We start from the raw sequence: 25,398 nt of genomic DNA on the forward strand, positions 1-25,398 counted from the left end.
CGCGCGATGATCGCGCGGGCTCCCCTGGTCTAACGCAGGCGTTTAGTCGTTTAAGATCAGGCGCTGCTGATCGCGTTTTTGGGCATAACTGCCTTTGTCATAGGCAGTCTGCTTTTCAAGCTGCTCCTTGGAAAAGTTGGTGTAGAGATATTTCTTGCCGTCCTTGTCGGTCATGAATTTCAAGTGATCCATTCCGACCGCCACCTCCTTGGCGCCGATGCCGAGGAAGCCGCCGACATCGACAATCACCGCGTCCGGCTTGTTGTCCTTAAGCACAACATCGCCGATCTCACCGATCTTCTCATCGTTGGCGCCGTAGACGGTAGTGCCCTTCAAATCGTCACCGCGAATATCGCCCATCGGCATCTCGGTCAGGGTCGACTTGTCGATCGAAGCGGTCTTGGTCTCGTCGGTGGCGTTGGTGTCTGCCGGCTTGTTTTCAGCCGTGGCCGGGGCCGGCGGTGCAGGCTTGGTTTCGGCCGTCGACTTGGCAGGCTCCGCCGGCTTCGCTCCCTTGTCGGAGGTCGTATCGGAAGACACCACCGCGGGGGTGGTCGCCGCGGGGGCGTTGTTCGCGGCCGTCGTCGAGCCGGGCGCCGGATCATAGGCCTTGCGATCGAAGTCGGGCTGCGCCTGCAGTTCCTCCTTCGTCGTCTCGGCCACCAGCCAGCGGTCGCCATTCTTCTCGGCCCACTTCGCCTTGGCAAAGTCGTAGGTGACATTCTTCGTGCCGATGCCGAGGAATCCGCCGACGCCGATCACCAGCGACTCCGCCTTGCCGTCCTTGGCAAGAACGATGTCCTTCACGTCGCCGATCTTCTGGGCGTCGTCCGCGGTGCCGTTATAGACCGACTCGCCCATGATGTTGCTGGCGAGGTTGCCTTCCGCCTTCTTCACTGGCGCGGCAGGCGCGGCCGCCGGAGCCTGCGCCGTGGTCGTCGTGGTGGTGTTGTTGGCGGGCTGCGTGGCGTCGGACGACTGCGCCGGCGCCGGATCATAAGCCTTGCGATCGAACGACGGCAGAGCGTTCAGCTCGTCCTTGGTCGACTTCACTACCAGCCAGCGGTCGCCGTTCTTCTCGGCCCATTCCAGCTTGGCGTAATCGAATGCGACGTCCTTCTTGCCGACGCCAAGGAACCCGCCGACCCCAATTATGGCCGACTTGGCGTTGCCGCTGGCATCGAAGACGACATCATCGACCTTGCCGATGTCCTGGGCATCGTCGCCGGTGCCGTTATAGACGGATTCGCCGATGATGTTGGTCATGAGAGCGCCGTCCGAGCGCACGACCGGCGCCGCTTTGTCGGCAGCAGCTGGGGCCTGCTGGGCCGGAGCTGGCGTCGTCTGTGCCAGAGCGCCGGTTGCGAGCAGCGTTGCGATCGCGGTTGTCGCAAAAAGGGTGCGGATCATGTTGGTTTCTCCTCGTGCCTGATCTCTAAATCGCGCCTTTTGACCGCCCTCTGAGCGGCGGTTGGAAGCGCGTGTCGACAGGTTCACAACGTCGTGACCGGAGTGTTGTTCCAACCCCAACGCGTTAACGAATGCCCGGATTCTAAACCTGCGGTGGAACTCCGTGGAACCTTTGCGGCTTCATCTTCGTTTCGGCCTGCGGCAGAGGGGGTCCGCCGGCTCAAGCGACCTGAAATGGAGCTCGGTATGCGGTTTGCTGCGGTGCTGAACCAGGACGGCGGCACGCTCCGCACCATCGACATGGGAGGATTCTGCAACACGCTTCGGGAGAGGCTCGAAGCGGCGGGACATTCGGTCGAGATCGATATCGTTGCGGGTAGCGACATCGCCACGGCGCTGAAAAAAGCGATCGCCAGACGGAACATCGACGTTGTCATTGCGGGGGGCGGCGACGGTACGATTTCCACCGCAGCCTCCCTTCTCATGAACAAGAAGAAAGCCCTGGCAATCTTGCCCGCCGGCACCATGAACCTTTTCGCACGCGGACTGGGCATCCCGCAGACGTTGGAGGCGGCGTTGCAGTCTTTCGCCGATGGCGAGGTGATCGCGGTCGACATGGCCAGTGCAAACGGCCGGCCTTTCGTCCATCAGTTCTCCGTCGGCATGCACGCCAAGATGGTTCAGCTGCGCGAAAAGATGGAGTTCAGCTCTCGGCTTGGGAAAATGCGGGCCTCGGTGCGCGCCGCATGGGCGGCCATCAAGAATCCGCCCACGCTCAAGGTCAGCCTGAGCATCGGGGAGGCTGAGATCGTCACCCGTACGACCGGCATCGGCTTTTCCAACAATCTGTTCGGCGAAGGGCATCTGCCCTATGCCGATAACCCGGCCGGCGGCGTGCTGGGCATCTATGTCAGCGTGGCGCGCCAGCGTCACCATCTGGCGAAACTTTTCCTGGACATGCTGCGCGGCCGGTGGCGCCAGAACGCGCATGTGGAAGTCCATCAGGCCGGCAGGGCCGTGCTGAAGATACACTCGCCGGCCAAGAGATTCAGCGCGGTTTTGGACGGTGAATTGATCAAGCTTGAGCGCGAAACCACGATCGAGATTCACCCCGGCGCGCTGAAGGTGCTCGTCCCGGCAAGCAATGCGCAGGCGAAAGCCGCTTGATGCGAAGATTACCCGCCTGGACGGGTTCCTGCGAGGTGGGCGACGCTTTCGGCTCGGTCTGTTGCGTCGCAGGCGATTTGATCAGCTCGCCGTAGACCTCGACCGCCACGCGATGAAGGCCGTCTTCGCCGGGATATCGATCCCGCTCAGGCCTTCATGGAAACTGGAAAATTCGTCGCGGGAATCCTTCAAGCGCCTACCGCGTGTCTCCCGGACCCTGCTTTGGCGGCTTGGCGTTCTCGCGATAAATCGCATAGGCGACAACCGCCAAGGCGGGCGCCATTAAAACGGCTCCCAGCCCGGCCTTGCTCCTGGCGAGGGCCGGAAGCAGGGCCAGCCCCGCGGCAATGCCCACCGCCTTCATGTCGGCCTGACGCTCCCGCGCACGCCGCCTCCCACGCGCGCCGGCGGCCAGCTTGTGGATGACCAGGATGAGCCCGGCAATTATCAGGAACCCGATGCCGAAGCCGAGACTGGTCGCCAGCGGTCCGTAGCGCGCCGCCAGCCAGATATAGGCGGCGCCGATGAGGAAGCCGACTCCACAAATGGCCAAAACGCCGGCGATTCCGTAAAGGATTGCCGTCGTCCTCGCCCTTTGTACGGCGGCCAACGCCTCGCCCGACGCGAGGGCCGAAATCAGCGAGACAAGCGCCCCCATCGGAGGCTAGCGGCGAGAAAGAATGGCGAAGAGGAAACCGACGCCCGCGGCGATCGCCAGCGACGTTACCGGCTTTTCGCGCACCTTGGCTATCAGCTGCGCTTCCACATCCTCGGCGCTACCCCGCATGCTCTCGAATGCCGCTTCGCCTTGCGCGCGCAGTTGTTCGACGCCATCCGCGGCGGCGCGCCGGGCCGCCCCATAACCATGTTGACCTGTCCTGGCGAGTTGCTCGGTGAGTTTCTGGATATCGGCCTTCAACTGCTCGATATCAGCCTCGAGGTCGGCAGTGGTTGCTTCATCCGTAGCGGATTTGCCGGCGGCGGTTGCCATCTCTAACTCCTTGCGTTTCCTTCGGCTTGAACGTCCGTTCGGTGCCAAAGTTCCAGTCTCGAGGATCCAGAACGCTTTATATTAGTGGTCTGCGTTCTTCACCGAGCCCTTCCCAGCGGGCCAGCTTCTTCAGCCCATCATAATCGATCACTTCGCAGCCGCCATCCCGCCACATGACCAATTTGCGGTCCATCAGCTTGCGGATCGTCTTGTTGGTGTGAACAAGCGAGAGGCCAAGCGTGTCGGCGATGTGCTGTTGCGTGATCGGGATCCGCACCGGCGTCGTGCCGTTTAGGCCTGCGCCGCGAGCCCGGCTTGCGATGAAGGCGATGAGATAGGCGGCGCGTTCGAGCGCGGTGCGGCGGCCGACGCTGAGCAGGTTCTCGTCCAGCATGCGCTCCTCGCGCGAAGCGATCCAGGTTATGTCGTAGGCGAGGCCCGGATGATTGCGATAAAGCTCCTGCAGCTTCTCGCGTTCGAAAACGCAAAGCAGCATCGGCGACAGGGCTTCGACGGAATGTTGCATCTCGCCCATCAGGCTTCCCTGCAAGCCGATGAGGTCGCCGGGCATGGAGAAATTGAGTATCTGCCGGCGCCCGTCGGGCAAGAGCTTGTAGCGGAACGCCCAGCCCGAAAGCACGGTGTAGAGATGCGCGCTGTGGCTACCTTCCACCAGGACCGTAGCCCCCTTGTCGACCGCAAGTTCACCGCGCTTGAAGGTGCTGATGAACGACAATTCCTGATTGTTGAATTCACGGAATGCCGGCAAGCGCCGCAGCGGACACTTTTCGCAAGGATATTGACGACTGGCAGCCGGACGTGCGCTTTGGCTGGACACTTCGACCCCTCTTCGAAATCCCTGCCCTTGTGGGCGCATGGGAGGGCTTGAGACCAGCACGGTTTACGCGAGGCCTGACCCCATGTCTTTTTTAAATGACATAACCGCGGATAGCTAGCATGAGTGCGGCCCAGCCGAGGAGACATCGATAAGTGCCAGCATTGCTTGAAGGACTGCGAATTCTCGTCCTGGAAGACGAGTTCCTGATCGCGATGGATGTCGAGCAGCTTTGCCGCGACCACGGCGCCGCGGACGTGACCATCGCCCGCGAGATCCGCGAGATCGATGGGCAGTCGCTGCCCGCGAACTTCGACGCGGCGGTGATCGATCTGATGCTCGGTGGCGTATCGACCCTGGATTTCGCCGCGCGGCTGCGCGGCGAGGGCGTGCCGTTCGTATTCGCCTCGGGCTATTCGGATTCGGAAGAGATCAAGGGCTCGTTCCCCGACATAAGGCTCGTCACCAAACCCTACTCTGGCGACGATCTGATCGAAGCGGTGGCGATAGCCTGCGGCCGGGTCCCCCCGGCCTGAGGTCATCCTGCAATCGGTATCAGGCGATCCACTTACGCCGCGTTCGACCCTGTGACCTGCGCCGAGATCGCATCGGGGCCGAACTCATCCTCTCCGGAAATCTTGAGGATCTCCTGCAGCCTCGTGCGAGCCCGGCTGACCCGGCTCTTGATAGTGCCGACCGCGCAGCCGCAGATCTCGGCGGCTTCCTCATAGGAGAAGCCGGAGGCGCCGATCAGGATGATGGCTTCGCGCTGGTCCTCGGGCAGTTGCTCGAGCGCGCCGCGGAAATCCTTGAGGTCGAGCTGGCCATGCTGGGCCGGATGGACGGCAAGCCTGGCGGTCATGATTCCGTCGCTGTCTTGCACTTCGCGGCCTCGCTTGCGCATCTGCGAATAGAATTCGTTGCGCAGGATGGTGAACAGCCATGCCTTCAGATTGGTGCCGGGCTGGAAGCTCTCATGTTTGTCCCACGCCTTGACCAGGGTTTCCTGGACGAGGTCGTCGGCCCGGTCGGCATTCTGCGTCAGCGACACGGCGAACGCGCGAAGGCTCGGGATTGCACCGAGCAGGTCGGTCTTGAAGCCTTGGGATACCGCCATGCCTCAGTCCTTTTTCTGGGCAGGTTCGGCCTGTTCCAGTTGGCTGAGCAACTGAGCGAAACGGTCCGGCACATGATCCGAAACCAACTCGTCATAATACTGCTTGAGCTTGCGGCCTATCTCGGAGTTTGTTCCGAGCGGGTTGCCGTCCCCGGTCCGATGCCTGCTTGCGGCATCAGTCATCTGTTTTTTTGTCATTTCTTTCATAGTAGCCCTAGTTTCCAGCGCCGAACCGCTCATAACTTCACAGCACAACGCAAGCGGAACTGTCGTCTGGTTGCCCATCCCGAGACCACGAAACGCCCGCCTGCAAATTTAGTTCCACAGTCGTTGGAACTTTTTCCCAAGGCCGGCGTTTGGCGTCCGGGGCTTGCAATCGGCGCGGCCTTGAACGTGCAACGTCATCTGAGGGAGACGTAAATAATGAGTTTGTCCGCCACCATCGCTCCGCATCTTCCGTTCCTGCGCCGCTTCTCGCGGGCGGTATCGGGATCGCAGGAGAGCGGTGACGCGTTGGTCGCCGCGATGCTGGAAGCCATCATCGCCGACACCAATATCTTTCCCGAAGCCTCGAGCGACCGCATCGCGCTGTACAAGGTTTTCGCAAGGCTCTTCACATCCGTGGCCATCCGCGTGCCGCAGGAACAGGCGCAGACCGCCTGGGAGCAACGGGCAGCGGCCAACCTGAACGCGCTCGCGCCCTTGCCCAGGCAGGCTTTCCTTCTGGTTGCGGTCGAGGGCTTCAGCGAGGACGAGGCTGCGGAAATCCTCGATGTCGACGAAGATGATTTTTCGGAGCTGCTTGCCCAGGCGAGTAACGAGATTTCGCGGCAAGTCGCGACCGACGTACTGATCATCGAGGACGAGCCGCTCATCGCCATGGACATCGAGGAGATGGTCGAAAGCCTCGGCCACCGCGTGGTCGGCACCGCGCGAACCCATGCCGAGGCGGTGGCACTTTTCGGCAAGACGCGGCCGAAAATGGTCTTGGCCGATATCCAGCTGGCCGACGGCAGCTCAGGCATCGAAGCCGTCAACGAGATCTTGTCGTCGACGCCGGTGCCGGTGATCTTCATCACGGCCTTTCCGGAGCGCCTGCTGACCGGCGAGCGCCCGGAGCCCGCCTTTCTGGTCACCAAGCCTTTCAATCCCGACATGGTCAAGGCTCTGATCAGCCAGGCCCTGTTCTTCGATCGCCAGGCCAAAGCCGCCGCCTGATCCCTTCCGGAGCTTGAATCTCGAGCGTCACGCGGGGCCTTCGCCAAGCGTGACGCTTAATGCTTCTCTGCCCAGAAGTGCGCGGCGGGTCTCGCAAACCATATCCTTTGAATAAGACTTGAAGCGCGTCGAATGCATATGTTGCAGCGCGACGGCCTTAGCTGTTTGTGCACTGAAAAAGTCCCCGTCGAGGGGATCGTATTTTTCCGCAAATGGTGGAACAAACCACACCGAGCCACGTTCTTTTCCCGACGCAAGAAGGAGACGCATCATGCTGTACTGGGCGCTCGTTTTTCTCGTAGTTGCGATCATCGCCGGCGCGCTTGGGTTCGGCGGCATCGCCGGCACATCGGCAGGTATCGCGCAGATCCTGTTCTTCATCTTCCTCGCCTTCCTGGTGATTTCGCTTATCGCTGGCCTCGTCAGGAGAGCTTGACCCCAACACTGGAAGCCGCACCCCTCAAACGGTTTCCAGCCACCGCCGGGCGGCGCTTCAAAAGAGCACCGTCCGGCGGACCGTTTTTGGGAGCCTGCGATCCGTCTCGTCGACAACGTGCGGAACCAGTTGCGGATTGAGCCGTTCAAGGACCGAGGGGGATACCCCAATGCCTTCCGACGGTCCCAAGAAAGACAATGGCGAAGTGATCGCGATCCCTCCCGCCGAGAACGGAATGCAGGTAGGACGTGCGTTGCTTCATGCCCTGCATAACGCGGGAATCTCGGTTCTCTACCAGGATCGGCAGATGGAGACGGTATGGGCGCGCAACATGCCCGCGCCCTGGGTATCCGAAATGGCAGACGGCAAGGACTTGCTTTCGCCGGCGCAGGCCGAACGCATCAGAGTCGCCAAGCTCAATGTGATTGAATCCGGCAACGCGGATCAGCTTGAGCTCAGCATTCCGGGAAACCAGGGCGTCCGCTGGTTTCACATCTGGATCGATGCCGACCACGACGACGCCAGCGAAGTGTTCGGCGTCGTCACCACCATGGTGGAAACGACGGAGCAGAAACGACGCGAGCAGGCGCTGAGGACGCTGTTGCGCGAGGTCAGCCATCGGTCGAAAAACCTCATCGCCATCATTCAGAGCATCGCGACCCAGACCGGCCGCTATACCGAGACCCTTGGTGAGTTCCTGGCGCGGTTTCGCGGCCGGCTGCAATCGCTTGCCTCCTCGCAGGACCTGGTGACGTCCTCCAACTGGCGGGGAGCGGCACTGCAGGAGCTCGTCTCCGGCCAAGTCGGCCGATACAGCAGCGACCTAGGGCAAAGCTTGCGGTTCGCTGGCGAGAATCCCTATCTCAGTCCCAACGCAGCCCTGCATATCGGCCTCGCCATGCATGAGTTGGCCGTTAACTCCGTGAGTTATGGCGCGCTGTCGCGGCCCAACGGTCACGTCGAGGTGAGCGCAAGGCTCGAACCCGAAGCGGGTACATCTCCAAACCTTTTGCTCATCTGGACGGAGGCAGTCGGCGACGCTCAGCGCAACGAAAAACGCTTCGGCAGCGTGGCGCTGGAGCGCGTCGTGCCGATGTCGCTGAATGGTTCCGCGACGCTCGATATCGGTAAAGGCCGTATGGAATACCGCCTCAAAGTCCCGCATGGAAATTTCGAGACGGATTGATTGCGCCGGTCCTTTCCTTGACGCCAGAGGCTGGCGCGACCTGGAGAAGGAGAAGGGCTGCCGGACAGGCTGGAGCAGACCCCCCGTGTCTAGATTGGCGGCCTCCTGGATGCCGAAGCTGGCGCCGGCGCCGCGGTCGTCCCATCCTTCGCTCGGTCTCGGCGCGCTCGCACTTCCCGGCGCCGGGCTCCTGGGATTTGTCCTGATCCCCGCATGCGGTTTTGGTATGCGGCCAATTCATGCCGCACAGAACTGCTCGGGCTATGCTGAGCAATGACATACCTCAAACCATGGCTCTGAGGCCCCGGCCGGAACTTTTGTTCGCCGAGAACCGTTGTTGCTGCGAGAGGTTTGGACCCATGGAACACATCGCCGCATTACTATTCGTCGTCGGCTGCTCGAACTCGATGACCGACTGCCGCGAACTCCAGGTCCCGGTGAGCGTCTTCGAGACCGAGCAAGCCTGCACAGCCGAAAGGCCCTTCGCCCTGGGCGACCTGCAAGGCCGGGCCCCCCATATCATCGGCAAATGTCTTACAGTCGATCCGGCGCTGGAAGACGACTACGACCAGATCGTCTGGAACGTGAAGCCCGACGGCACGCTGATCGCGTCGCTGGAGGTTTCGGGCATGCTTGTCGCCTCCAACACCGTGCGCCCGGAAAAAGACTATCTTAAACAACAGTAAGATCGGGCAGGCAAAGCCCGTTTTTTCATGCTAAGTGGTGGTTGGCACTGCCAAAATTGAGGACACAAGTGAGGAGCTTTTCTATGCGGAAAATCATTATTGCCATGGTTGCCGTGGTTGCTGTCAGCGGCTGCACCACGACCGAGAAAGATGTGGTGGGCGGCAGCTTGATTGGCGCCGGCGTCGGCGGCCTTGTCGGCGGCGGCAAGGGTGCGCTGATCGGCGCGGCGGTCGGTGCAGGGTCGGGTCTCCTGGTTCGCAACCTGCGCAACGGCTATTGCCAGTATCGCGATCATCGCGGCCGGATCTACACGGCTCGCTGCAACTAAATTCCAGAGCCGAAGGCCGCCCGGCGGCCTTCGGCTCCAGACCGTCAACCGAAGCTTTCACCGCTCATGCGGTCAGCGGAATTTTGATTTCCACCTTCAATCCGTCAGGCTGATAGTCGCGCGCGATCCTTCCGCGCAATTCGCGCGTGACGTTGAGATCTATAAGCCTGGTGCCGAAGCCGGTCTTGGCTGGCGCTTCCAGCTTCTTCTGACCCGCCTCGCGCCAGTTCAGCGTGAGCGTCCGCTCACGGCCGCGCCCCTCGACAGTCCAGTCGACCTTGAGCGCACCCACGGAACTGCCGGCTTCGCCGTATTTCAGCGCATTGGTCGCGAGCTCATGGAATGTCAACCCGAGCGCTTGGGTGGTTGTCTCGTCGAGCAGCACTTCCGGGCCTGACAAGACCCCTTCGGGAAGGTCCTTGCCGAACACCTGCCCGAGTTCGATGCGCAGCAGGTCGCCGAGATCGGCCTTCTGCCAGCGCGAGCGCGTAAGCATGTCCTGCGACGCAGCCATGGCCTGGAGGCGCGCTGAAAACGATGCCGAGAACTCCTTGACGTCGGTGGCCTGCGAGGCCGTCTGTCGGGCGATCGCCAGCACGCGAGTTATCGAATTCTTGATACGGTGCTTCATCTCCTGCAGGATCAGGTCCTTCTCCAGCAGGCTCTTTTCCGTCGCCTCGTGCAGCGCCGATTTCGCGTCATAGGCGCGCTCCTGATAACGCGCCACCAGCGCGATGGCCCCGGCAAGCAGCAGGCCGAACAGCCCGAGCATCACCGGAATGGCGCGCGAGGATGGCGGCTCGAAGGCGCTCGTGGGCCTGAACAGAACGGTCCACGGCCTGCCCGCGACGACGATATCGCGACGCGCCATAAGCCTCGCGCCGATACGTTCCGCCGGCGGCGCTTCCGAACGGAAGAGCAGATTGCCGGCCTCGGGCTTGCCGTCATAGACCTCGACATTGACCGGCAGCAGCGGCGAATGGCTGAGCGCGACCTGGAACAGGTCGCCGGCCCGGAAGGCGGCATAGAGAAAGCCGGCGGTCGAGGAGCGGCTTGCATTGATGACGTCCGGAGCGGTCTCGACGTTCAAGCGCACGAAGACCAGGAAGCCCGTGAAGGTTTGCGTTACGCCCGCGCCCTGGCCAAGCTGAACCAGGCCGCTTGCATGCTGCTGGTCATCGGCCATCGCCTGTTCGATCGCCGCGCGCCGCACCGGTTCGCTGAACATGTCGAAGCCGATGATCGACTGGTTTGACGTGTCGAGCGGCTCGAACAACACGATGGGTGTCCGCCACTGCTCGGTCGTGGCGGGATAGATCGGGTGGGCCGACCCATGGTCGTGCAGGATGTCGCGTTCGACCGCAGCCTCGTCGCCGGCCTTGGCAAGCCTGAGGAAGCCTATGCCGCGCAGGCCGGCGTAGTTGTCGGCAATATTGAGCGCCGTGAAGAAGGCGTTGAATTCGCCGCGCGTGATGTCGCCGTTGCGCGCGTCGAACAGAGCCTGTGTCGAACGCAACAGCGACAGATGCAGGTCGATGCGGCTCTCGATGCGATTGAGCGCATCGTCGGCAGTGCCTTCGAATTTTATCCGTGACGCCTCCTGCGTCGCGAAATACGCAAACCCCGCCATCGTCAGGCTGATCAGCGCGACGGCGACGAAGGCAACGATAGGAAAGAGCTTCTTCAAATCAGATATACGGCCCCTGGACGGTCGACGACCTTTATGGGCAAGTCTCCGCGCCAACACAATGGCGCGGTCAAATCATGCCGGCGGCTGGCACATCACGCAGCCGTTAATTAGCCGGCTATCCGTTCGGCCTCATGCCGCGATCCTCAGCGCGCCGGGGCCGGGGATCGCGCCAGGCGGGCACTTGCCGAGGATGATCATGCCGAGCACCTCATCCTGGGTGACATCGGTCGTCCGAGCGGTGCCGACCACCTGGCCGTTCTTCATCACGCAGACCCGATCGGCGAGGTCGAACACGTCATGGATGTCATGGCTGATCAGGAAGATGCCGATGCCTTCGGCCTTGAGCTGCTTGACCAGTTCGCCGACCTGGGCCGTTTCCTGCGGGCCGAGCGCCGCCGTCGGCTCGTCCATGATCAGGATGCGGGCGTTGAACAGGATCGCACGCGCGATCGCCACCGACTGCCGCTGCCCGCCCGACAGCTTGATCACCGGCTCCTTGAAACGTTGGAAGCGCGGATTGAGCCTGCCCATCACCTTGCGCGCCTCGGCTTCCATGGCCACGTCGTCGAGCGTGCCCCAGTTCGTCATCAGCTCGCGGCCGAGGAAGAGATTGGCGGCGGCATCGACATTGTCGGCCAGCGCCAGCGTCTGGTAGATCGTCTCGACGCCGTATTTCTTGGCGTCGCGCGGGTTGGAGATCGAAGCCTCCTCACCATTGATGAATATCTGGCCGCCGTCGCGCTTGTAGGCGCCGGAAAGGATCTTGATCAGCGTCGACTTGCCGGCGCCGTTGTGGCCGAGCAGCGCCATCACCTCGCCTGGGAAGAGATCGACGGAGGCGTCATCGACGGCGCGGATGCCGCCGAAGGCGATCGAGATGTTGCGCATGTCGACCAGCGGGACGCCGGCGGGAGCGGATTTTTCAGCCATGTTGGTTCTTCTCCCATGGTCCATCTTTCGGCACGATCTCGTCCCGAAAACCGGTTTCATCTTTTGGCAATCATTCTCAGACGCGCTTGCGATAGATGGTGTCGAGCCACACCGCGACGACCAGCACCGCGCCGACGACTATGCTTTGCAGCGGCGAATCGACGCCGAGCAGGACCATGCCGGACTGCAGCGACTGCATCAAAAGCGCGCCGAGCATGGCGCCGAGCACGGTGCCGGAGCCGCCGGCGAGCGAGGTGCCGCCGATGACGGCGGCCGCAATGACCAGCAGTTCGTCCAGCGTTCCCAGCACGTTGGTCGAGGAGTTCTGCCTGGCAGACGAGATCGCCGCCGCGATCGTCGCCAGCACGCCCATGATCATGAACACCTTCATGGTGATCCAACGCGTGTTGATGCCGGCGAGGTTGGCTGCTTCCGGATTGCCGCCGATGGCGAAGACATACCGGCCGAAACGCGTGCGCTTGGTGACGAAGGTCATGATCAGGCCGACGGCGACGGCCATCAGCACCGGAATGGCTATGCCATGCGCGATGAACAGCCCTCCTTCGGGCACGGTGATGTTGTTGGCGGCGGCGTAGCGGTTTACGATGCCGACCGGCCACGGATAGGAATTGGCGAGCCATACCGCCCCCAATATGATCGCGCAGGTGACCGTGGCGAGCAGGGTCTCGGCCCAGACCGGACGCAGCGGGAATCGGAAGCGCTTGCGCTGCACACGACCGTTGAAATGCATGAAGACCACCGCCAGGCAGGCGACGATGCCAACGGCCCAGCTCCATTTGGCGCCGATCGATCCGGCCGGCCCGCCGCCCATAAGCTGGAACGTGGCGTCGAGCGGCGCCACCGTCTGGCCGCTGGTGACCCACCAGGCCGCACCCCGCCATACCAGCAGGCCGCCCAGCGTCACGATGAAGGCCGGCACTTCGAGATAGGCGATGATGAAGCCTTGGAAGGCGCCGATGACGAGGCCGAGCGCCAGGCCGATCACCAGCGCCAGAATCCAAATCCAGGGGTTGCCCAATTCGAGCCCGACGAAGCGACCCAGGAAATGCACCTGGGCAAAACCCATGACCATGCCGATCAACCCTTCGGCTGATCCCACCGAAAGGTCGATGTTGCGCATGACGATGACAAGCACCATGCCGGAGGCCATGATCGCCACGGCAGAAGTCTGCACAGACAGGTTCCAGAGATTGCGTGGCGTCAGGAACGTGCGGCTGTCGAAATCGAGCGGATTGACGCCAAGGCGCAGGCTGGAGATCACATGCAGCCCGATCCAGATCAGGAGCAGCGCGCCGATCATGCCGAGCATGCGGGTGTCGAGTTCGGTCGCCTTCAGGAATCTGGCGACGGCGTTTAGTTCCGATGCACGCGCGGTATCCGCCTGGGGGGTAGACGTCGTGTCGGTCATGATTTCCTCCCGCCGGCTTGTCGTCTGGCGCGGATGCCGGAACCAAGCCTAGAAGCTATCCGCCAAGGGCGGAAACACAAATCTTTTGAGAGAACGCCTCGGGCTTGAAGCAATCCCGGGAAAAATGCGTAGCGGTTTTCCGTCCGGGATCGCGGAGACAAGGAACAGGAGCGGTTCATTGAACCGCTCCTGCCCGCGGCGCATGGATTTTGATCGAAAGTCGGCAGAGCGTCAGTTGCAGACCTTGACGCTGCCGGCGGCAACGCCCGCGCAGACCTCATCCTTCTTGATCCAGCCGGCGTCGATGACGACGTTCAGATTGTCCTTGGTGATCGCGATCGGGGTCAGGAACAGCGACTTGACCGTGTTGCCGCCCGGCGTCGTGAAGTCCTTGGCCCCGGCGATGTCGCCCATCTTCTTGCCGTCGGCGAGCTGCGATGCGATCTCGGCGGCGTTCTTGCCGAGCTCGCGCGCATCCTTCCACACCGACACGGTCTGCGTGCCGAGCGCGATGCGGTTAAGCGCCGCGTGGTCGCCGTCCTGGCCGGAGACCGGGACCGTGCCCGCCAGCCCTTGCGCCGTCAGCGCAGCGACGACGCCGCCGGCGGTGCCGTCATTGGCTGCCACGACCGCGTCGACCTTGTTGTCGTTGGCGGTCAGGAACTGCTCCATGTTCTTCTGCGCGTTGGCGGGCAGCCAGCCGTCGGTATAGGCCTCACCGACATTCTTGATCTTGCCGCTGTCGATGGCTTCCTTCAGCACTTCCATCGAGCCGGAGAACAGGAAATCCGCGTTCGGATCGGCGCCAGAGCCCTTGATGAAGACGTAATTGCCTTCCGGCTTCACCTTGAACACCTCGCGGGCCTGCATGCGGCCGACTTCCTTGTTGTCGAAGGTCAGGTAGAACACGTCCTTGTTCTCGATCAGGCGGTCATAGCCAACGACCGGAATGCCTTCGTCCAGGGCCTTCTGCACAGCCGGCCCGATAGCCGAGGCGTCCTGCGCCAGGATGATCAGCGCGTTGGCGCCTTGCGAGATCAGGCTTTCGACGTCGGTCAGCTGCTTGCCCGGGTTGGACTGCGCATCGGCCGAAATATACTTGTCGCCGGCGGCCTCGATGGCAGCCTTCATCGCCGCTTCGTCGGTCTTCCAGCGCTCTTCCTGGAAATTCGACCACGAGACGCCGATCACCTTGCCCTTCGCCTCGGCGACCGACGCCAGCGTCAGCGACATGGCAACGCCCGCCAGGATGGCGGCTGCGAATTTCTTCATGATATCCTCCCTGCGCCCTCGGCGGCGCGACCCAGACTGGTCCGAAGACCGGCAAAGAGGCTTTTTTTCGAGCCTCAAAAAAATAGTGGTGCAGCAAAACGGCCCTGTCAACCGGGATTCTGATGGCTTTTGATGTGTCCCGGGATTTTTTCGACATTCGCAATAAATAATGACATGGGCTTTGGCTTCTGCCACTATCCATAGCGTGTCGGCGACAGGCCAAGGCATCATCACAAGGCCGCGACGACCCGGGAGGACGTGCGAGAGATGTCGGTCGGAATCCGCCACGACGACTTGCGCCGGCGCAATCGCGCCATGGTGATTGCGGCCGTGCGTCGCGCCGGCCAGCCGTCCCGCACGGAGATTGCCGCCACCACCGGGCTCAGCCACTCGACCATTTCGGCGATCTCCGCCGATCTGATCCAGGAGGGCATTCTCGCGGAAAGCAAGGCCAGCGAGCCGACGGCTTTGCGACGCGGTCGGCCGCAGATCGGTCTCGCGCTCAACCCCGAAGCCGCCGCGGTGCTGACGGTGGTGCTGTCGCTCAACTTCCTCTCCGTCGCCGTCATCGACTATGCCGGCCAGGTCATCGCCGAGGAGCAGCGCCGACTCGACACGCTGACATTGCCGCGCGACGAACTGATCGGCGAATGCGTCGCCATCGTCAGGCGCCGGCTGGAGGATTCCGACCTCGATGTCGGCAGCGTCGCCCGCATTGCCATGGGCATTCAGGGCATCGCCGATTCCCAAGCGCGCGCCATGCTGTGGTCGCCGATCACGCCACTGACGGACATTCCCTTCGCCGACATACTGGAGGCGGAGTTCGGCATCCCGGCCACGATGGAAAACGATTGCAACATGATGGCGGTGGCGCTCCAATGGCGCGATCCCGAGCGCTATCGCGACAATTTCATCGCGATCCTGCTCTCACACGGTATCGGCATGGGCCTGGTGCTGAAGGGCGAGCTTTTCATGGGCACGCATTCCTCCGGCGGCGAGTTCGGCCACATGATCCACCGGCCGGGCGGGGCGCTTTGCCGCTGCGGCCGCCGCGGCTGCGTCGAGGCCTATGCCGGCAATTATGCGATCTGGCGCAGCGCCATGGGAATAAGCGAGGATGCAACGCCGACCGACGTCGGCGACGCCGACATGCGGGCGCTGGCGGCAAAGGCCCGGCAGGAGAACGGCTTGGAGCGCGAGGCCTATCGCCGCGCAGGCGAGGCGCTTGGCTTCGGTCTTGGCAGCCTGTTCGCCCTCATCGACCCGGCGCCCGTCGCGATGGTCGGCGTCAGCGCGGCCGCCTTCGACCTGATCGAGCCGGCGCTGAGGGAGGCGATCGCCCAGACCGCCGGCGGCCAGCACTCGAAATCGATCTCCTTCGACACCGAGCCGAACGAACTGCCACTGATCCGCGAAGGCTGCGCCATGCGCGCTCTGACCTTCGTCGACCAGGAGATTTTCGCGCCGGGCGTCCAGGCGAGAGCGGGCAAGCACGTTGCATAGTGGCGAGTGCAAGCGCCGAGATACGTATCCCTAGTCCTCCCGGATCGCGTAGCCCGCCCCACGGATGGTGCGGATGACATCCGGCATGCGGCCATTGTTGACGGCCTTGCGCAGGCGCCCGACATGGACGTCCACAGTGCGCTCGTCGATATAGATCGTCTCGCCCCAGACATTGTCGAGCAGCTGGCTGCGCGAGAACACGCGGCCGGGATGGCGCATCATGAATTCGAGCAGGCGGAACTCGGTCGGGCCGAGCCTGATCTCGCTCTTCTTGCGGTAAACGCGGTGCGATTCACGGTCGAGCACGATGTCGCCGACCTTGAGCACGCTGGACAGCACCTCCGGCTTGGCGCGGCGCAGCAATGCCTTGACGCGCGCCATGAACTCCGGCGTCGAGAACGGCTTGACCAGATAGTCGTCGGCGCCGGTGGACAGGCCGCGCACGCGGTCGCTTTCCTCGCCGCGAGCCGTCAGCATGATGATCGGCAGCCGCTCGGTCTCGGGCCGCATCCTGAGACGCCGGCAAAGCTCGATGCCGGAAACGGCCGGCACCATCCAGTCGAGCACGAGCAGGTCGGGAACGTTTTCCTGAAGGCGGATTTCGGCCTCGTCGCCGCGGGTGACCACTTCCACCTGGTAGCCCTCGGATTCGAGATTGTAGCGGAGCAGCACCCCCAGCGGCTCCTCGTCTTCCACCACCATGATTCGTGGCGCGATCATCGGGGTAACCTTTTCCGTCAGACAGCCGGCGCCGACATTGCCGTCTCGTCCTGCTTCGGACGGTTCGCGGGCAATTGCGTGCCGGTCAGCACATAATAGGCGTTCTCGGCGATGTTGGTCACATGGTCGCCGATACGCTCGAGATTCTTGGCGCAGAACAGAAGATGCGTGCAAGCGGTGATGTTGCGCGGGTCTTCCATCATGTAGGTCAAGAGCTCGCGGAAGACCGAGGTGTATTTGACGTCGATGCGTTCATCGTCGTTGCGCAGCTTGGCGAGCGCCGAGGCATCGCCGACCATGTATTCCTGGATCACGCCCTGGACCTGGATCAGCACCATCTGCGCCATGGAATCGATAGAATGCGTGAGATCGCGCGGCGCGGCGGCGACGCCGACCGAGCCGACGCGCTTGGCGATGTTCTTGGCAAGATCGCCGATGCGCTCGAGGTCGCCCGCCATGCGGATCGAGCCGACCACGTTGCGCAGGTCGTCCGCCATCGGCTGCCGCTTGGCGATCAGTGTGATGGCGCGGTCGTCGAGCTCGCGCTGGCGCGCGTCCATGATGGCGTCGTCGGAGACGACGCGCTGCGCCAGCGCATTGTCGCTTTCGAGCAGCGCCCGGGTCGAGCCGCCGACCATGGAGCCGGCGAGATCGCCCATGTCGTTGATGAGCCGGCTGATCTGCCTCAGATCCTCGTCGAAGGAGGCGACGGTATGTTCGGCCATGATGTTGTCCTCGTATGAACTCAGCCGAAGCGGCCGGTGATGTAGTCCTGCGTGCGCTTCTCGCGGGGCGAGGTGAAGATCTTCTCGGTCCGGTCGAACTCGACCAGTTCGCCGAGATACATGAACGCCGTCTGCCGCGACACGCGCGCCGCCTGCTGCATGTTGTGGGTGACGATGACGATCGTGTAATCGGCCTGCAATTCGTCGATCAGCTCTTCGATCTTGGCCGTCGACAGCGGATCCAGCGCCGAGGCCGGCTCGTCAAGCAGGATCACCTCGGGCTTCACCGCGACGGTGCGGGCGATGCACAGGCGCTGCTGCTGGCCGCCGGAGAGGCTGAGGCCGCTGGCGTTGAGCTTGTCCTTTACCTCGGTCCAGAGCGCGGCGCGCTTCAGCGCCTGTTCGACGCGATTGTCCATCTCGGCCTTGCTGATCTTCTCGTAGAGCCTGACGCCGAAGGCGATGTTCTCGTAGATCGACATCGGGAACGGCGTCGGCTTCTGGAACACCATGCCGATCTTCGTGCGCAGCAGATTCAGGTCCTGCGAGCGGTCGAGGATGTTCTTGCCGTCGAGCAGCACCTGGCCCTCGGCGGTCTGTTTCGGATAGAGCTCGTAGATGCGGTTCAGCACGCGCAGCAGCGTCGACTTCCCGCAGCCCGACGGGCCGATGAAGGCGGTCACGCTGCGCTCGGGCAGGGACAGGTTTATGTCCTTCAGCGCCTTCGACTGGCCATAGTAGAAGTTGAGGTTCTTGACCTCGATCTTGGCCTTCTCGACGATCGTGTCGGGTGTATTCAGGTCGGTGGACAACATCGGTTTCATCTGTCCTCTCTGCGTCCGGTCAGGCTGCGGGCGATGACGCTCAACCCGAGAACCGTCAGGGTTATTATGAGTGCGCCCGTCCAGGCCAGTTGCTGCCATTCCTCGTAAGGGCTGAGAGCGAACTGGAAGATGGTAACCGGCAGGCTGGCCATCGGGGCATTGAGATTGCTCGACCAGAACTGGTTGTTGAGCGCGGTGAAGAGAAGCGGCGCCGTCTCGCCGGAGATGCGAGCGATCGCCAGCAATATGCCGGTGACGATACCGGACAAGGCCGCGCGATAGGCGACGGAACGGATCACCACCCAGCGCGGCGCGCCGATGGCGGTCCCCGCCTCGCGCAGCGCGTTGGGCACGAGGTTGAGCATGTCCTCGGTGGTGCGCACCACGACGGGGATCACCAGGATGGACAATGCGACGGCGCCGGCGATCGCCGAGAAGTGCCCCATCGGCCGGACCATCAGTTCATAGACGAACAGGCCGATGATGATCGAGGGCGCCGACAACAGGATGTCGTTGATGAAACGCACCACCGTGGTGAGTTTCGAGAAGCGACCATACTCGGCCATGTAAGTGCCGGCCAGAACGCCGATCGGCGTGCCGACGACGATGCCGATGACGGTCATCACGATGCTGCCGTAGATGGCGTTGAGCAGGCCGCCGGCGTCGCCGGGCGGCGGCGTCATCTCGGTGAAGACCGAGGGTGAGATGCCGGAAACGCCCTTGTAGATCAGCGCGCCGAGGATCAGCGCCAGCCAGGCAAGGCCGATGCCGGCGGCAATGACGCAGAGCGCCATCATCACGGCGTTCTTGCGCTTGCGTCTCTGATGAAGCGACATAGCTACCGACATCGGTCAGGCTCCCGTGCGGCTATCGATGCGCAACAGCATGTAGCGCGCGATGGCGAGGATGATGAAGGTGATGATGAAGAGGATCAGACCAAGCGACACCAGCGAGGATGTGTAGAGGTTGCCGTCGGCCTCGGTGAACTCGTTCGCTATCGTTGCCGAGATCGTCGTTCCCGGCGCGAACAGCGAGGCACTGATGCGATGCGCGTTGCCGATGACGAAGGTGACGGCCATGGTCTCGCCCAGCGCGCGCCCCAGTCCGAGCATCACGCCGCCCATGATGCCGACGCGCGTATAGGGGATGGTCACGCGCCGGGTCACTTCCCAAGTCGTGCAGCCGATGCCGTATGCCGATTCCTTCAGCACCGCCGGCACCGTGTCGAACACGTCCTTGGTGATCGAGGTGATGAAGGGCAGCACCATGATGGCCAGGATCAGCGACGAGGTCAGCAGGCCGATGCCGTAGGGAGGGCCGGCGAACAGGCTGTCGAGTCCGGGGATACCCTTGAAGAGCCAGATGACGAACGGCTGGATCGTCGTCTGCAGGAACGGCGCAAAGACGAACAGACCCCAGATGCCGTAGATGATCGAGGGAATGCCGGCGAGCAGTTCGACCGCAATGCCGATCGGACGCCGCAGTGGACGCGGGCAGAGCTCGGTCAGGAAGACGGCGATGCCGATGCCGATCGGCACGGCGATGACGATGGCTATGGTCGAGGTGACGATGGTGCCGTAGATGGGCGCCAAAGCGCCGAAATTCTCGGTGACCGGATTCCAGGACTCGGTCGTCAGGAAGGATATGCCGAACTTCGACAGCGCTTCCCATGATCCGGCGATCAGCGAGATGGCTACCCCGCCAAGCAGAACAAGCACGAGGATGGCGGAAGCGCGCGTAGCCGCCCGGAAGACCATGTCGGTTAAGGCGAAGCGGCGCACTGTCGCTTCCCTGGCCCGCATTGCGGACGATGTCGCGGCTTCGGAAACGGCAGTCATCTAGCCCCTCGCATTTCGAAAGAGACGGGAGGGCGCCAGAGACGCCCTCCCCATTCGCTGAGAATTACATGCCGGAGTAGAGCGGCTTGCCGTTCGCGTCGACGATGTCCTTGCCCCACATTTCCTCGACGCTCTTCACGACGGCGTCGGGCATCGGGACATAGTCCAGGCTCGCTGCCATCTCATCGCCCTTGGCGTAGGACCAGGCGAAGAACTTGAGCGCCTCGCTGGTGGCGGCGGCATCATCGGGCTTCTTGTAAACCAGAATCCAGGTGGCCGACGTCATCGGCCAGGTTTCGGCGCCCGGCTGGTTGGCAAGGATGACGCCGTAGCCCGGCTTCGAGCTCCAGTCGGCATTGGCCGCGGCGGCCGAGAATGCCGCCGCCGTCGGCTCGACCTTCTTGCCGTCCTTGTTGATCAGGTCGGTGTAGGTCAGCTTGTTCTGCTTGGCATAGGCGTATTCGACATAGCCGATCGCGCCGCCGGTCTGCGAAACGTTGTTGGCGACGCCTTCATTGCCCTTGGCGCCGATGCCCACCGGCCACTCGAGCGCGGTGTTGACGCCGACCTTCGACTTCCAGTCGGCGCTGACGTCTGCCAGGTAGTAGCTGAAGTTGAACGTGGTGCCCGAGCCGTCGGAACGGTGGACGACAGCGATCGCCTGGTCGGGCAGCTTGACGTCGGGGTTGAGCTTCTTGATCGCCGCGTCGTTCCAGTTGGTGATCTTGCCGGCGAAGATGTCGGCCAGCGTCGGTCCGTCGAGCACCAGTTCGCCCGGCTTGACGCCCTCGAGGTTGACGACCGGAACGATGCCGCCCATCACCATCGGGAACTGTGCAAGCCCGGTGGAGTCGAGGTCCTCGCCCTTCAGCGGCGCGTCGGAAGCGCCGAAGGTCACCGTCTTGGCCTTGATCTGCTTGATGCCGCCGCCGGAGCCGATCGACTGGTAGTTGAGACCGATGCCGGTCTCCTTCTTGTAGGCGTCGGCCCACTTCGCGTAGATCGGATAGGGGAAGGTGGCGCCGGCGCCGGAAATGTCGGCTGCCATCGCGGCGGAGATGCTAAGGGTAGATGCCGCAGCCATTGCAATCGCAACGGCCGCCGAGCGGATGAAATGTCTCATGTGGCCTGCTCCTGTTCGGAAGATGGTCTCTCGGCACCCGTTGTATCGGCGCCCGGTCAGGGCAATAGCCTTCGATTATTACAGTCACATGACAGTTTCGTGTCAGCCCGGTAACGCCTGGACGGGGATGCTTGGGGAGGTCTTCGGCGGCCTCTACGGACCGGCCGGAGTTTGCCGTGGGAATCAGCGACTTGCCTGGCTTTTGAAGCAAAATTTATCCCGGCGGCCGGATCGCGGCCGCCGGGAAATAAAATCCGGACGAGAGCGCGTTGCCTTTATGCCAGAGCGGATCATGGCACGGCCGTCGCCGAAAACAGGTCCGTTGGGGTAGAGTCGACGCTGTTTCTTGTTGGCGGTCGCTGCTCCCGCCCGTAACCGAAGCGGAATCAATATGATGATTGTCAGAGCTTGGCGTTTGTTTTGATATGGCGCGATCGCGCCATACGCATACGTAAGCACCTTTTGCCCGCCGGCGATTTCGCCCGGTCAGCGCATCAAGGACGGCGCGCGGCGGCTGGACCCGGCAGTCTCGCCGTAGTCCTCCATCCCAATGGCCGGCGATCGACCCGCCGCTGAACTCCTCTAGCCGGCGTTGCGCCGGACTTCCGCGTCGGCGCCCAGCCAGCGCTCGAGCTTTTCGAGCAGCGCCCGCGGACTGATCGGCTTCGGCAGATAGTCGTCCATGCCGGCCTCCAGGCAGCGCTCGCGGTCGCCTTTGAGCGCATGCGCGGTGACGCCGACGATCGGCACATGCGTGCCCATGTCCTCCTCCATGCGGCGAATGGCGCCCGTCGCCTCCAGCCCGCTCATCTCCGGCATCGAGACATCCATCAGGATCATGCGCGGATTGAGCTTGCCGAACGCATCGAGCGCCTTGCGGCCGTTGGCGACGATCTCGAAGCGGTAATCGGTCTCTCCGAGAATCTGGGTGAATACCATCTGGTTCACTTCATTGTCCTCGGCGACGAGGATATCGAGCCCGCGCACCGCGTCGGCCGGGCGCGCACGCACGGGCGGCGGCTGCAGCATGGCGCGGTCTGGCGCCGCCGTCGCGGCCTGCTGTGCGTCAGGGCGGCCTGCCGGCTGTGGATGCACGGCAGTGCTGCTTTGGCGATGGCGCTGGATGGTCGCGACGAGCGTTTCCAGGAGGATCGAGGAGCGCGCCGGCTTGATCAGCTGCGCGTCGATGCCGAGGTCGCGATAGGTGGTGTTGGAAAGCGACTGGTCGACCGACGTCAGCATGATGATGGGGGTATGCGCCAGGCCCGTCGTGCCGCGCACGATGCGCGCCATCTCGGCGCCGGTCATGCCGGGCATCTGGTAGTCGAGCACGACGCAATCGACCGGCACGCCATAGGCGGCGGCGGCGATCAGCACCTTCAGCCCCTCGGCGCCGCTTTCGGCCGCGCAGGAATCGAACATCCACGACGCCATCTGCTCGCTCAGGATCGAGCGGTTGACGGCATTGTCGTCAACGATGAGCACGCGGGCGCCGGTGACGTCGACCGGCATGATGCGCTGGCCAACCTGCTCGGCCCTGGGCAGCGTCACTGTAAACCAGAAGGTCGAACCCTTGCCTTCGGCGCTGTCGACGCCGATCTCGCCGCCCATCATCTCGACCAGTCGCGAGGTGATGGCAAGACCAAGCCCGGTGCCTTCATGCCGTCTTGTCGAGGAGGCGTCGACCTGGCTGAATTTCTCGAACACCAGCTTCAGCTTGTCCTGCGCAATGCCGATGCCGGTATCGGTGACCGAGATGGTAAGCCGTGTTCCGGCCGGAACCCGCTCGCCCGCGACGTCGACCAGCACATGGCCCTCGTCGGTGAACTTCACCGCGTTGCCGAGCAGGTTGGTGACGATCTGCCTGACGCGGCCGACATCGCCTACGAACTGCCCGTCAAGCCCCGGCTGAACGCGGACGATGAGTTCCAGGTCCTTTTCCTTTGCGCGCGTCGAGACCAGCGTCGCCACGTCCTCGATCGCCTCGGTCAGATTGAACGGCGCCGGGTCGAGCACCAGTTGGCCGGCATCGATCTTGGAGAAATCGAGAATGTCGTTGATGATGGTGAGCAGCGCGTTACCGGATTTGACGATGATGTCGGTGAACGTCTTCTGCTTCGGATCGAGGTCCGACTTTGCCAGCAGCTCCGCCATCCCCAGGACCCCGTTCATAGGCGTCCGGATCTCGTGGCTCATATTGGCGAGGAATTCCGACTTGGCCCTGTCGGCGAGCACGGCCCGCCGCCGCGCCTCGCCGAGCTCGGCCTCGCGCTGCTTGAGTTCGGTGATGTCGGTGGTGGAGCCGATGAGATAGAGCGAGCCATCAGAGGCGATCATCGCGCCCTTGCGCGCGAACTGATGCCTGACGCTGCCGTCGGGCAGCGTCACTGTCTCCTCGATCTCCTGCGTCTCGCCGGTGCGCAACACGGCGAGATCGCCGGCGACGAAGGCTTCGCCATCCGCTCCGAATATCTCGACGTCGGTCTTGCCGATCGCTTCTTCCTTGCTGAAGCCGGTGAGATCGCACCAGCCCTTGTTGACGTAGAACTGCCTCAGATCCGAACGCTTGGCGTAGATGGACACCGGCACGTTGTCGATGAGGCTACGAAACACCTCGTTCTCGCTCATGCTTTGCCGGAGCGCCTGCTCGCGCGCCTTGACGTCGGTGATGTCGGTGCTGGAGCCGACCAGATGCACGGAGCCGTCTATCGCCACCAGCCGGCTCTTGCGCGTCATCAGCTGCCGCACCGTGCCGTCGCGATGGGTGACCGCCTCCTCGACCTCGCGTCCCACGCCGGTCGCTATGACATCGGTGTCGTCGCTGGCGAAGCCGTCGGCCTCCGCCGTGGCGAACAGCTCGCGATCCGTCTTGCCAAACACCTCGTCCTTGGCGAGGCCGGTCAGCGCGCACCAGGCCTTGTTGACGAATTCGATGCTGAGATCGTCGGCCTTGATGAAGGCCGCCACGGGCAGTTCGTCCATTACATGCCGGTAGAGGTCGATCTGGCGCATGGAGTCGCGCAACGCCTTCTCGCGAGCCTTGGCGTCGGTGATCTCCATGCGCACGCCGATGAACATGCCGTCATCGGTTCGCGTGTCATAGACCTGGTACCAGCGCCCGTCGGGGTTGAGGCGTTCGTAGGACGAGCTTCGCAGGCGATACCGCCTGAGCATCGCGTCGAGCCAGCGCTCGGTGTCGACGCCATAGAGGCCGTCGATCCCAGCGTCGCCGCTGGAGCGGAAGTAGCCGATCGAATGGCCCAGCGCCAACGCGTCGCGTAATGTGCCGCCTGGTTGCCAGGCCGGCTTCAGCGCCGGCAGCGTATCCTGCAACTTGCGGTTGGCGAACACGAAGCGGTCGTCGCGGTCGTAGATGATGACACCTACGGGCAGCGACTCCAGCACGGTCGCGAGGTTTCTGCGCGCGTCCTCGGCTTCGGTCTCACGCCGCTTCATGTCGGTGATGTCGACATAGGAGATCAGCCTTTTTCCGCCTGGAAGCGGCGCCAGCGAGGCGATCAGGGTGCGGCCGTCCTTGCGCGGCAGCTGCCTGGAGCCTGCGGCGCCGGCAAGAATCTCGGCCTCGCGTTCGGCGACGTGCGACTGCCACGCCTGCTCCTCGCCGCCAAACGGATCGGCGTCGCGGCTCGCTTCCATGAGGTCGCGAAAGCGACTGCCGGCAGGCGCGCGCCGCGGATCGATCTCCCAGAAGTCATAGAATGCCCGGTTGACCACCTCCGCCCGCAATTCGGCATCGAGAACGACTACGCCGATCGGCATCGAATCGACCATCAGGCTGATACTGGCGAGCGCCTCCGAAGCCTCGACCATGTCACGGGGAGAGGCACCGTTGCCGCGCATATCCGACTTGTCGGGATTACGCGCGCTGTCCGCCCCGACAATCCCGTCCGTATCCGCCATTCCCACCCCCAAGGCCGAACCGCAGCGGCCCGTCGCGGAAATGTGCCC

26 protein-coding genes are annotated in these 25,398 nt (G+C 63.1%); 8 read left to right on the forward strand and 18 right to left on the reverse strand.

Annotated features, from left to right (window positions below; genetic code table 11):
- Window positions 1–42: 42 nt before the first annotated feature.
- Window positions 43–1,410, reverse strand: a complete 1,368-nt coding sequence (locus ACR64R_RS19525; RefSeq protein WP_487357931.1) for a PRC-barrel domain-containing protein — start codon at window positions 1,408–1,410, stop codon at window positions 43–45.
- A gap of 246 nt (window positions 1,411–1,656) precedes the next feature.
- On the opposite strand from ACR64R_RS19525, the gene ACR64R_RS19530 reads away from it, so the two are divergent.
- The gene (locus ACR64R_RS19530; RefSeq protein ID WP_487362495.1) at window positions 1,657–2,577 is read left to right on the forward strand and encodes a diacylglycerol/lipid kinase family protein; all 921 of its coding nucleotides are present in this window, start codon (window positions 1,657–1,659) and stop codon (window positions 2,575–2,577) included.
- A gap of 196 nt (window positions 2,578–2,773) precedes the next feature.
- Here the strand turns inward: ACR64R_RS19530 and ACR64R_RS19535 are convergent, their stop codons facing one another.
- The 3 genes from ACR64R_RS19535 to ACR64R_RS19545 all read right to left on the reverse strand — a co-directional run bounded on the left by ACR64R_RS19535 (window position 2,774) and on the right by ACR64R_RS19545 (window position 4,445).
- Entirely contained in the window at window positions 2,774–3,235 is a 462-nt protein-coding gene (locus tag ACR64R_RS19535; RefSeq protein WP_487357932.1) for a hypothetical protein, read from the reverse strand.
- 6 nt (window positions 3,236–3,241) lie between these two features.
- Window positions 3,242–3,568, reverse strand: a complete 327-nt coding sequence (locus ACR64R_RS19540; RefSeq protein WP_487357933.1) for an ElaB/YgaM/YqjD family protein — start codon at window positions 3,566–3,568, stop codon at window positions 3,242–3,244.
- 76 nt (window positions 3,569–3,644) lie between these two features.
- Window positions 3,645–4,445: a Crp/Fnr family transcriptional regulator gene (locus tag ACR64R_RS19545; RefSeq protein WP_487357934.1), complete on the reverse strand. Its 801-nt coding sequence runs from the start codon at window positions 4,443–4,445 to the stop codon at window positions 3,645–3,647.
- A gap of 113 nt (window positions 4,446–4,558) precedes the next feature.
- On the opposite strand from ACR64R_RS19545, the gene ACR64R_RS19550 reads away from it, so the two are divergent.
- Window positions 4,559–4,939: a response regulator gene (locus tag ACR64R_RS19550; protein ID WP_487357935.1), complete on the forward strand. Its 381-nt coding sequence runs from the start codon at window positions 4,559–4,561 to the stop codon at window positions 4,937–4,939.
- Window positions 4,940–4,971: 32 nt separating this feature from the next.
- Here ACR64R_RS19550 and ACR64R_RS19555 read toward each other — a convergent pair whose 3' ends face one another.
- On the reverse strand, window positions 4,972–5,520 hold the full coding sequence (locus ACR64R_RS19555) for a sigma-70 family RNA polymerase sigma factor (protein WP_487357936.1): 549 nt from the start codon (window positions 5,518–5,520) through the stop codon (window positions 4,972–4,974).
- 3 nt (window positions 5,521–5,523) lie between these two features.
- On the reverse strand, window positions 5,524–5,727 hold the full coding sequence (locus ACR64R_RS19560; protein WP_487357937.1) for a NepR family anti-sigma factor: 204 nt from the start codon (window positions 5,725–5,727) through the stop codon (window positions 5,524–5,526).
- Window positions 5,728–5,943: 216 nt separating this feature from the next.
- Here ACR64R_RS19560 and ACR64R_RS19565 point away from each other — a divergent pair, with 216 nt between their 5' ends.
- On the forward strand, window positions 5,944–6,738 hold the full coding sequence (locus tag ACR64R_RS19565; protein WP_487357938.1) for a response regulator: 795 nt from the start codon (window positions 5,944–5,946) through the stop codon (window positions 6,736–6,738).
- A 27-nt stretch (window positions 6,739–6,765) separates the two neighbouring features.
- Here the strand turns inward: ACR64R_RS19565 and ACR64R_RS19570 are convergent, their stop codons facing one another.
- Window positions 6,766–7,011, reverse strand: a complete 246-nt coding sequence (locus ACR64R_RS19570; RefSeq protein WP_487357939.1) for a hypothetical protein — start codon at window positions 7,009–7,011, stop codon at window positions 6,766–6,768.
- Between ACR64R_RS19570 and ACR64R_RS19575 the strand changes: the two genes are divergently transcribed.
- The 4 genes from ACR64R_RS19575 (at window position 7,010) to ACR64R_RS19590 (ending at window position 9,375) form a co-directional block, all read left to right on the forward strand.
- Window positions 7,010–7,174 (forward strand): DUF1328 domain-containing protein, encoded by a 165-nt coding sequence (locus ACR64R_RS19575; protein WP_349007609.1) that lies wholly within the window; start codon window positions 7,010–7,012, stop codon window positions 7,172–7,174. The two genes, ACR64R_RS19570 and ACR64R_RS19575, sit on opposite strands and share 2 nt — an antisense overlap.
- 169 nt (window positions 7,175–7,343) lie before the next feature.
- Window positions 7,344–8,360, forward strand: coding sequence for a sensor histidine kinase (locus tag ACR64R_RS19580; protein ID WP_487357940.1), 1,017 nt, complete (start codon window positions 7,344–7,346; stop codon window positions 8,358–8,360).
- Window positions 8,361–8,719: 359 nt separating this feature from the next.
- Window positions 8,720–9,046 (forward strand): hypothetical protein, encoded by a 327-nt coding sequence (locus ACR64R_RS19585; protein WP_487357941.1) that lies wholly within the window; start codon window positions 8,720–8,722, stop codon window positions 9,044–9,046.
- 83 nt (window positions 9,047–9,129) lie between these two features.
- Window positions 9,130–9,375, forward strand: coding sequence for a YMGG-like glycine zipper-containing protein (locus ACR64R_RS19590; protein ID WP_487357942.1), 246 nt, complete (start codon window positions 9,130–9,132; stop codon window positions 9,373–9,375).
- A gap of 64 nt (window positions 9,376–9,439) precedes the next feature.
- On the opposite strand, the gene ACR64R_RS19595 is transcribed toward ACR64R_RS19590, so the two are convergent.
- The 4 genes from ACR64R_RS19595 to xylF all read right to left on the reverse strand — a co-directional run bounded on the left by ACR64R_RS19595 (window position 9,440) and on the right by xylF (window position 14,696).
- Window positions 9,440–11,062, reverse strand: coding sequence for a CHASE domain-containing protein (locus ACR64R_RS19595; RefSeq protein ID WP_487357943.1), 1,623 nt, complete (start codon window positions 11,060–11,062; stop codon window positions 9,440–9,442).
- A 132-nt stretch (window positions 11,063–11,194) separates the two neighbouring features.
- Window positions 11,195–11,995, reverse strand: coding sequence for an ATP-binding cassette domain-containing protein (locus ACR64R_RS19600; protein ID WP_487357944.1), 801 nt, complete (start codon window positions 11,993–11,995; stop codon window positions 11,195–11,197).
- A gap of 76 nt (window positions 11,996–12,071) precedes the next feature.
- Window positions 12,072–13,424, reverse strand: coding sequence for a sugar ABC transporter permease (locus tag ACR64R_RS19605; protein ID WP_487357945.1), 1,353 nt, complete (start codon window positions 13,422–13,424; stop codon window positions 12,072–12,074).
- Between the two features lie 231 nt (window positions 13,425–13,655).
- Window positions 13,656–14,696 (reverse strand): D-xylose ABC transporter substrate-binding protein, encoded by a 1,041-nt coding sequence (gene xylF / locus ACR64R_RS19610; RefSeq protein ID WP_487357946.1) that lies wholly within the window; start codon window positions 14,694–14,696, stop codon window positions 13,656–13,658.
- Window positions 14,697–14,963: 267 nt separating this feature from the next.
- Here xylF and ACR64R_RS19615 point away from each other — a divergent pair, with 267 nt between their 5' ends.
- A complete protein-coding gene (locus tag ACR64R_RS19615; protein WP_487357947.1) occupies window positions 14,964–16,199 on the forward strand; it encodes an ROK family protein in 1,236 nt (411 codons plus the stop codon).
- A 30-nt stretch (window positions 16,200–16,229) separates the two neighbouring features.
- Here ACR64R_RS19615 and phoB read toward each other — a convergent pair whose 3' ends face one another.
- The 7 genes from phoB to ACR64R_RS19650 all read right to left on the reverse strand — a co-directional run bounded on the left by phoB (window position 16,230) and on the right by ACR64R_RS19650 (window position 25,350).
- A complete protein-coding gene (gene phoB / locus ACR64R_RS19620) occupies window positions 16,230–16,919 on the reverse strand; it encodes a phosphate regulon transcriptional regulator PhoB (RefSeq protein WP_010911896.1) in 690 nt (229 codons plus the stop codon).
- 17 nt (window positions 16,920–16,936) lie between these two features.
- The gene (gene phoU / locus ACR64R_RS19625; RefSeq protein WP_487357948.1) at window positions 16,937–17,644 is read right to left on the reverse strand and encodes a phosphate signaling complex protein PhoU; all 708 of its coding nucleotides are present in this window, start codon (window positions 17,642–17,644) and stop codon (window positions 16,937–16,939) included.
- Between the two features lie 20 nt (window positions 17,645–17,664).
- A complete protein-coding gene (gene pstB, locus ACR64R_RS19630) occupies window positions 17,665–18,468 on the reverse strand; it encodes a phosphate ABC transporter ATP-binding protein PstB (RefSeq protein WP_487357949.1) in 804 nt (267 codons plus the stop codon).
- Window positions 18,465–19,316 carry a phosphate ABC transporter permease PstA gene (pstA, locus tag ACR64R_RS19635; RefSeq protein ID WP_487357950.1) on the reverse strand — a complete coding sequence of 284 codons (852 nt, stop codon included), beginning with the start codon at window positions 19,314–19,316 and terminating at the stop codon, window positions 18,465–18,467. Before pstA ends, pstB begins: the two co-directional genes overlap by 4 nt.
- A 3-nt stretch (window positions 19,317–19,319) precedes the next feature.
- Window positions 19,320–20,306, reverse strand: a complete 987-nt coding sequence (gene pstC, locus ACR64R_RS19640; RefSeq protein WP_487357951.1) for a phosphate ABC transporter permease subunit PstC — start codon at window positions 20,304–20,306, stop codon at window positions 19,320–19,322.
- Window positions 20,307–20,370: 64 nt separating this feature from the next.
- On the reverse strand, window positions 20,371–21,429 hold the full coding sequence (gene pstS, locus ACR64R_RS19645; RefSeq protein ID WP_487357952.1) for a phosphate ABC transporter substrate-binding protein PstS: 1,059 nt from the start codon (window positions 21,427–21,429) through the stop codon (window positions 20,371–20,373).
- A gap of 582 nt (window positions 21,430–22,011) precedes the next feature.
- A complete protein-coding gene (locus tag ACR64R_RS19650; RefSeq protein WP_487357953.1) occupies window positions 22,012–25,350 on the reverse strand; it encodes a response regulator in 3,339 nt (1,112 codons plus the stop codon).
- Window positions 25,351–25,398: the final 48 nt, after the last annotated feature.

The organism is Mesorhizobium sp. MC2-1-1 (genome assembly GCF_057597255.1).